Source organism: Dialister sp. (assembly GCF_051885895.1).
GTDB lineage: Bacteria > Bacillota > Negativicutes > Veillonellales > Dialisteraceae > Dialister.
Genome location: NZ_JBJEXP010000021.1, coordinates 1 through 7,226, shown reverse-complemented (window position 1 = coordinate 7,226; position 7,226 = coordinate 1). Strand labels below are relative to the sequence as shown.

General features: G+C 49.3%; 6 protein-coding genes and 1 tRNA gene. 4 read left to right on the top strand and 3 right to left on the bottom strand.

What is annotated here, in order from left to right; translation table 11 throughout:
• Positions 1–161 precede the first annotated feature (161 nt).
• On the top strand, positions 162–917 hold the full coding sequence (hisF, locus tag ACI4N7_RS01420) for an imidazole glycerol phosphate synthase subunit HisF (RefSeq protein ID WP_439731585.1): 756 nt from the start codon (positions 162–164) through the stop codon (positions 915–917).
• 9 nt (positions 918–926) lie between these two features.
• Positions 927–1,604, top strand: a complete 678-nt coding sequence (gene hisIE, locus ACI4N7_RS01415) for a bifunctional phosphoribosyl-AMP cyclohydrolase/phosphoribosyl-ATP diphosphatase HisIE (RefSeq protein WP_439731584.1) — start codon at positions 927–929, stop codon at positions 1,602–1,604.
• Positions 1,605–2,120: 516 nt separating this feature from the next.
• Here hisIE and ACI4N7_RS01410 read toward each other — a convergent pair.
• On the bottom strand, positions 2,121–3,563 hold the full coding sequence (locus tag ACI4N7_RS01410) for an alanine/glycine:cation symporter family protein (protein ID WP_439731583.1): 1,443 nt from the start codon (positions 3,561–3,563) through the stop codon (positions 2,121–2,123).
• A gap of 486 nt (positions 3,564–4,049) precedes the next feature.
• On the opposite strand from ACI4N7_RS01410, the gene ACI4N7_RS01405 reads away from it, so the two are divergent.
• Positions 4,050–5,339 carry a peptidoglycan-binding protein gene (locus ACI4N7_RS01405; protein WP_439731582.1) on the top strand — a complete coding sequence of 430 codons (1,290 nt, stop codon included), beginning with the start codon at positions 4,050–4,052 and terminating at the stop codon, positions 5,337–5,339.
• Positions 5,340–5,853: 514 nt separating this feature from the next.
• Here the strand turns inward: ACI4N7_RS01405 and ACI4N7_RS01400 are convergent.
• Positions 5,854–6,531: an MmcQ/YjbR family DNA-binding protein gene (locus tag ACI4N7_RS01400; protein WP_439731581.1), complete on the bottom strand. Its 678-nt coding sequence runs from the start codon at positions 6,529–6,531 to the stop codon at positions 5,854–5,856.
• 162 nt (positions 6,532–6,693) lie between these two features.
• On the opposite strand from ACI4N7_RS01400, the gene ACI4N7_RS01395 reads away from it, so the two are divergent.
• Positions 6,694–6,784, top strand: a tRNA-Ser gene (locus ACI4N7_RS01395).
• A 179-nt stretch (positions 6,785–6,963) separates the two neighbouring features.
• Here the strand turns inward: ACI4N7_RS01395 and ACI4N7_RS01390 are convergent.
• Positions 6,964–7,226, bottom strand: a 263-nt coding sequence (locus ACI4N7_RS01390) for a hypothetical protein (RefSeq protein ID WP_439731580.1), incomplete at its 5' end; no start/stop codon positions are given.

The window sequence follows — 7,226 nt, the reverse complement described above, 5'->3', positions numbered from 1 at the left end:
GAAGCAGGATAGGGAGCTGCCGAAGGCAGCATATATACTCATCGCTGCGAAGCGGCGATGCCATCACCCTCTTACCCCTCTGAACCTTTCAAATTCTCTGAATCTTTTTCCCATTGGATCCTCTTTTCAAAATACTCATAAGACCAGAAAAGGAGCATACTATGCTTGCAAAACGAATTATTCCCTGTCTGGATGTGAATCATGGCAGGGTTGTCAAAGGGAAGCAGTTTCATCATCTTCAGGATGTGGATGATCCGGTGGCGCTGGGAAAATACTATTCCGATTCCGGCGCTGATGAATTGGTTTTTTATGATATCACTGCCACCCATGAAGGGCGGGAAACCTTTGTAGACACGGTAAAGGCCATTGCGGAAGAGCTTACCATCCCCTTCACCGTAGGCGGCGGCATCCGTAAAGCCGATGATTTCCGCACCATGCTCCTGGCCGGGGCGGATAAGGTATCCGTTAACTCTGCTGCTGTCATGCATCCGGAAATTATCCGCGAAAGTGCCGAACGGTTTGGAAACCAGTGCGTAGTTCTCTCCATTGACGGCAAACGGAACGGCGAAGGCGGATGGGATGTGTATATTGAAGGAGGACGGAAGAATACGGGCATCTCCGTACTGGAATGGGCCCGGAAGGGCATGGAGCTTGGCGCCGGAGAAATCTGCATGAACTCCATTGACACCGATGGAGAAAAGCAGGGCTATGATCTGGAACTGATGCATACGCTTTCCGAACAGCTGTCCATTCCGGTCATTGCTTCCGGCGGAGCAGGAAAAATGGAAGATTTCCTCCACGCCTTTGAAGCGGGATCCGATGCAGCTCTGGCTGCTTCTGTCTTCCACTTCGGGGAAATTTCCATCCCCGATTTGAAACAGTATCTGAAGGAACGGGGCATACCCGTCCGTCTGTAAGGAGGAATCATGGAATCAGTAGATATAAAAGATATACATTATGATGAAAAAGGACTGGTGCCGGCTGTAGTGCAGGACGCAAGGAGCGGAGAAGTGCTCATGGTGGCCTACATGAATGCAGAGTCCCTGGCTAAAACCATCGAAACCGGAGAAACCTGGTTCTTCAGCCGCAGCCGGCAGAAACTGTGGCACAAGGGCGAAGAGTCGGCCCACTTCCAGCACGTGAAGCGCATATATGTGGACTGCGATGCCGATACCCTGGTGGTTCAGGTCATTCCTGACGGCCCTGCCTGCCATACCAATAACCGCAGCTGCTTCTACAGAAGCCTTGCAGAATGGAATAACGAAGCATCCAAAGGAAACCTTACCATTCTTCATACCCTTTTTGAAGAAATCAAGGATCGGCGCATTCATCCCCGGGAAAAGTCCTACACTAATTACCTCCAGCAGGAAGGAAAGAATAAAATTGATAAGAAAATCGGTGAAGAGGCGTCGGAAGTTATCATCGCTGACCAGCATGAGGACAAAGAAGAAATCATTGATGAATCCTGCGATCTGCTCTATCATCTCTTCGTTCTCTGGGAAAACGCCGGCGTAGACCTCTATGACATTATGAAAAAGATGGAAGAACGGGACGAAAAAAAAGGAAATAAGAAGGTTGTAGGCCATCTGGATAAGACATTCTGAAAATCATTAAAATTTTAAATGGAAAATGACAGTACGGTGCTCTTTGGATGGGGCACCGTTTTTTGTCCAGGATGACACTGGGGCAGGGAAGTGCACAAAGCCTTTTTTCCTTATCGTAGAAGGAAAAAGGGAAGGCATGCACGTTCAGCCCGATGTAAGGAAAGCATTTTAATGAGCAGACCGGACGCCGGTATAGGCTGATGTGCATGCCCTATACAGGATATTTACAGTGGAAAAGGTTATCCACCGGCGGAACCTTCCCGACGCACGGTATTTCATGTCATTTGAGTCACTATCGGCATGTACGGAGATTCTTCAGCTGTCCATAAAAGGGATTTCCTGCTGCCGGCTGATCAAACCGGAATGACGAGACTGGCAGGAAGGTAAGCACATAACGCTCACTGGAAACTGCGCCCAAGGGGCACCACCACACCCCGCAGGTTAAAGACCGGTCAAACTTCAGAAACTGAAAAAAGACCTCTGCCAATGCAGAAGTCTTTTTTCATCGTCATGGATTTATTTTTCTGTCCGTTTCATGTGGTTGGAATTATTTTCCTCATCCCACCATACAATGCCCTTTGTATCGGGCAGTGCATCCTTGTGGAAAATCGGAATGGAGATCCCGTTTTTCAGCTGCTTTTCATAATCCAGCAGGCAGGCCCGAGCCTGGGGGAAGAGGAGAATAATGGCGGTTACGTTGGTGAGAACCATGAAAGCCATGAAAAGGTCTGCCAGGTTCCATACCAGGGGCAGATCAGCAATGGAGCCCCAGAAAATCATAATGGCAATGAGAACACGGAACAGGTTCAGCGGCCATTTCTTGCGGGTCAGGTGGCCGATATTGATTTCACCGTAATAATAATTGCCGATGAGGGAAGTAAAGGCAAAGAGGAAAATAAGGAAGGATACCGCTTTCGGAGCCCAGCTGCCGAAGTACTGCGCCAGATCCCACTGGATAAGTTCGATGCCTGTAAGGCCGGTGGAACTGTAATCACCGGTGAGAAGAACGATAAAGGCGGAAGCGGAGCAGATGAAGAGGGTATCTACATACACGCCGAAAGCCTGGATGAGGCCCTGCACTACAGGATGGGTTGCATCTGCAGTGGCTGCAGCGTTCGGGACAGAACCTTCGCCGGCTTCGTTGGAGAAAAGGCCTCTCTTGAAACCGGTAAGCACAGCAGCGCCCATACCGCCGCCGAAGGCTGCCTGCCAGTCAAAGGCATCCCGCAGGATGATATAAAATACATGGGGCATTTCCGTAATATTGTAAAGCATAATTCCCAAAGCGACGACGATATAAATGCCTGCCATAATAGGCACCATCCATTCCGTCACCCGGGCAATGCGTCCCATGCCGCCGCAGATGACCAGCATGGCCAGTACAGTGACAACGCCGCCTACTATCATACGGTCAGCGCCCAGAGCATGATTCAGGGCCAGAGAAATGGTATTGGACTGGACAGAGTTGTAAATCATGCCGTAGGTAACGGAAATAAGAATAGCAAAGACAGCAGCCCAGATGCCGTGGCCCAGACCGTTCTTCAGATAATAGGCCGGACCGCCGCGGAATCCATTCCCGTCTTCTCGGGGAACTTTGTAAATCTGTGCCAGAGTGGATTCTACAAAACCAGTAGCAGAACCAATGACAGCAATAAACCACATCCAGAAAATGGCACCGGGACCACCGGTAACAATGGCAATGGCTATACCGGCAATGTTGCCGACACCTACGCGGGAAGCAGTGCTGACACAGAAAGCCTGGAAGGGGGACACTTCATTTCCTTCTGTCTTCCGCCCGGCGGTGTGGGCAATGAGTTTGAACATTCGGCTGAAGTAGCGGATCTGTACACCCCTTGTGCGTACAGTGAAATAAAAACCTGCCCCCACAAGCAGCACGATAATCACGGATGACCATAGAAATCCGTTAATGGCGGATACCAGATTGTTGAGTGACTCCATATTTCCTCCTTGAAATTACAGTTACACATACCCTTTTATTATAGTATTTTTTTCAGATTTAGACAATTAGATTTCTGCAGAGGACTTCCTGCCGGTCCGGCATGTAGAGCATTGTGCAGGAAGATGATGAAAGGATTTTCTGTTTCCTTTGAAATGACGGCAGGGTCAGAAGGGGCATGGCCTCACTGGGGCTGGAGAGCAGGCAGGTTATATTGATTTCATTGAAAAAGCGCAATCCATAAAGAGTAAGAAATAGAAAATCATAGTGAATGATGCCTGCTGATTTTACAGTCTGATTATGGGCTTGAAACTCCCGATTCTGCCTGTTTTTATACTATGTTTCCCACCGGTCAGATCTGCTTTTTTACAAGGAGGAGATAAGGCAAAGAACGAATCATTTGCATTAACAAAACAGGGGGTTTTACTCTTTTTTTTACAAATTCGGCAGAAAATGGTAAAATACAGGAGTCTATGGAGGTGATATGAATGCGTGCTTTATATACATGGGGATGCACAGCAGCCATCTGGCTTCTGGCGTCTCTTACCGTGTCTGCCCAGACTCTTTCCATCGGCATGTCAGGAAGCGATGTGACTGCCCTGCAGAATGATCTGGTAGCAGCGGGCTATCTTGCACGTACAGTGGATGGGGACTTTGGATCCACCACCAGAGAAGCGGTTGTCCTGTTTCAGAAGGCGAAGGGCCTGCCTGCAACCGGCAGGGCTGATGATGCGACCAGGGCAGCGATTGAAAGAGCGGCTAATAAGGGATACCGGCCCGGCGGCGGCGTAGTGTATGCCGAAGGCAACCGGGGAACTATGATCAGCGATATGCAGGTCAGGCTTCAGGAGGCCGGTTTCCTCAAAGGCAGCGTGGATGGCGTTTATGGCGAAGACACCACCCGGGCTGTCAAGGCTTTCCAGAAGGCAGAGGGGATTCCTGTATCCGGCGTTATTGATGAAATGACCTATGCCTCTCTTCAGAATGTGGATGCTCCCGTTTCCACAGCAGCACCGGAGGAGGAAAGCGCTTCCTCTGACGATGGGGGAGCTTCCCTTTTCAGCATTGGAGACAGCGGCAGCGAAGTTACATCCATCCAGCGCAAGCTGAAGCGGATGGGATATCTGGATGGCGCAGTGGACGGCATTTATGGCGGCGATACCGCCTCAGCGGTGAAGGCATTCCAGAAGGATGAAGGCTTTTCCGCTACCGGCATGGTAGATGGAGACACCCTTTCCCGGCTGACCTCCGTCTATGCGGCTCAGAATGGAGAAACGGTGCTGGCACCGGGAGATTCGGGGAAAAAGGTCGTCCGGCTGCAGAATAAGCTCCTCCTTCACGGATATAATCCGGGCAGCGTTGACGGCGTCTACGGCGAAGGAACGGCGGAAGCGGTACGTCGGTTCCAGGCGGAACAGAACCTGGCCAGGACGGGAATTGCCGATGGGGATGTATGGGACAGACTGGACAGTGCACCCCGGTTCACAGGAAATTATAAAAAGGTCCTCCGCATGGAAGCCACTGCCTATACTCCCAATGACGGTGATGGAAATGGACGAACGGCCATGGGCGGCTTTGCAGGAAAAGGCCATGCAGCCGTAGATCCCAATATTATCCCTCTGGGCAGTGAAGTATATATTGAAGGATACGGCTATGCCATCTGTGATGATATAGGCGGCGCCATTCGGGGAAATATCATTGATGTAGGCGTGGACAATTATGATCAGGCCTATAAATGGGGCATGAAACCCAAAGTAAATGTCTATCTCATACGATAAAAGAAGACCGGGTTTCCGGTCTTTTTTTCATGGGTCTCAAAGTACAAAAGAGTGTGCGGCACTTTGAAAAATAGGAGGAGCTGCATGGATTTCTCTCTTGTAGACACGACGAAAAGCCTGAAAGAGCTAGGCCAGACAGGCGAAGCCGCGCATTGGAATTCGTCTGCCGCATCGTAATGATGATCTCTTTCAGGCTATTCGATTACAGTACAAAACCATATACTTCTGAAGCCCCAGTCCTGGGAGGCAGGAACATCAGAACGCATCGAACGGACTTCATATCCGGAGCTCTTATGGATTCATCTATGCGAGATGGATTGCAGTATCGGCAGGAACCGGGTATTTTTGGGCGGCCGCTCCCCGGACCTTTCCTCTACTCTCATCTACGCCTATTATACCTGAATAAATAGAAAAAAGAAACAGAAAGAACAGGACCATGCATTGCCAATTATGAAACATCAGTGCTGATTATGAATTTGAAAAATGATTCAGAGTAATCATTAGATTTTCATTGTCATTTTGTCAGCGCAAAACTGGTCTCTATGAGGCTCATGACCTTCTCGTCGGTTACGGTACCATCCAGCAGTACGGAAATCCATGTTTTGTGATTCATATGGTAGGCAGGATAGATACCGGGAATCTGATGAAGGATAGACCCCTTTTCCGGTTCGATTTTCAGATTCAGGATATCCACCATGTCCTGGCAGCTGCCTTTATCTACCAGACTTTTCTTTACATTCATGATCAGGGCAAACCATTTCCTGTTTTTCTCGTGCCGAAACACGCCGTAGGACCGGTAACGGGCCATATGATCAAAAGGATAATCCGGGCAGATGTGGAATTTTTGCAGGATTAAGCCGGCAAGACGATTGGCCTGGTCGGAGGCAAAAAGAACATCGGTACAGCAGGCTTTGGCGATTTCTCCAAGAAGGGATTCATAGGCGCTTCTCACCATATTCACATAGGCTCCTCCCGTCTCCCGCTGAAGCTGGTCATATTCCTCTCCCGTCATTCCGTCCACTACCCGGCCGCAGACTGTCCCCTGGTCTGAGACGGAAAGGAGGAGAGTGAAATCTCCCTGGAGAAAACCCTTTTCCAGAAGAAAATGATGCCCGTCCTGTCGGAATCCATAGGCCAGCATAGCATCTTTTATCCAGCGCTTCCGGGCAAATACCGATTTTTCGATTTCCATGGTTCCATCATCTCCCTGTACAGGTTTATCTATATTGTACCCTATTATTAAAAAATAAGCCCTGCCTTGTCATATGACACTCTCCCTGGCAAAGAGGACGGAGAAAATAAACTCTTGACAATCAGGCCCTTTATAGTGTATTATTACACAAGTCAGCTATGTGGAGTGATACTCAAGTGGCTGAAGAGGACGGTTTGCTAAATCGTTAGACCGGGTGACCGGTGCGGGAGTTCGAATCTCCCTCACTCCGCCATAAAAAAGCGTCGATGTATATCGGCGCTTTTTTTATTTTGTCCCGTATCGGAAAACTTGAGGTATTCATGACAATGCTGAAGCTGCGGTACAGCGCAGGCTGAATGTTTTTATTCTATGAAGAACCGGAAAAAAGGCGTCCACAGGTGGATGCCTTTTTTATTTTTCATCTGCTGCTGACTATTTTTCATCCGGATGCTCTATGGCGGTGTGAGACTCCTCCTGATCATCATGAAAAAGGGGAGAATTCGGATTTTTCTTATACAGCCGGCGGGCAAAGTTTAATACATCCCCTTCGGTGATGACCGGATCCCGGAGACCATAGCCCTTCCACAGAGCCTCCTCTTCCGGTGTGAAGGTTACGAAAACCGACACGGGGATGCCCAGCCCGTCAGCAATATCCAGCAGCATATTGAGGGAGATATTCCGGTTGTACTTGCCCC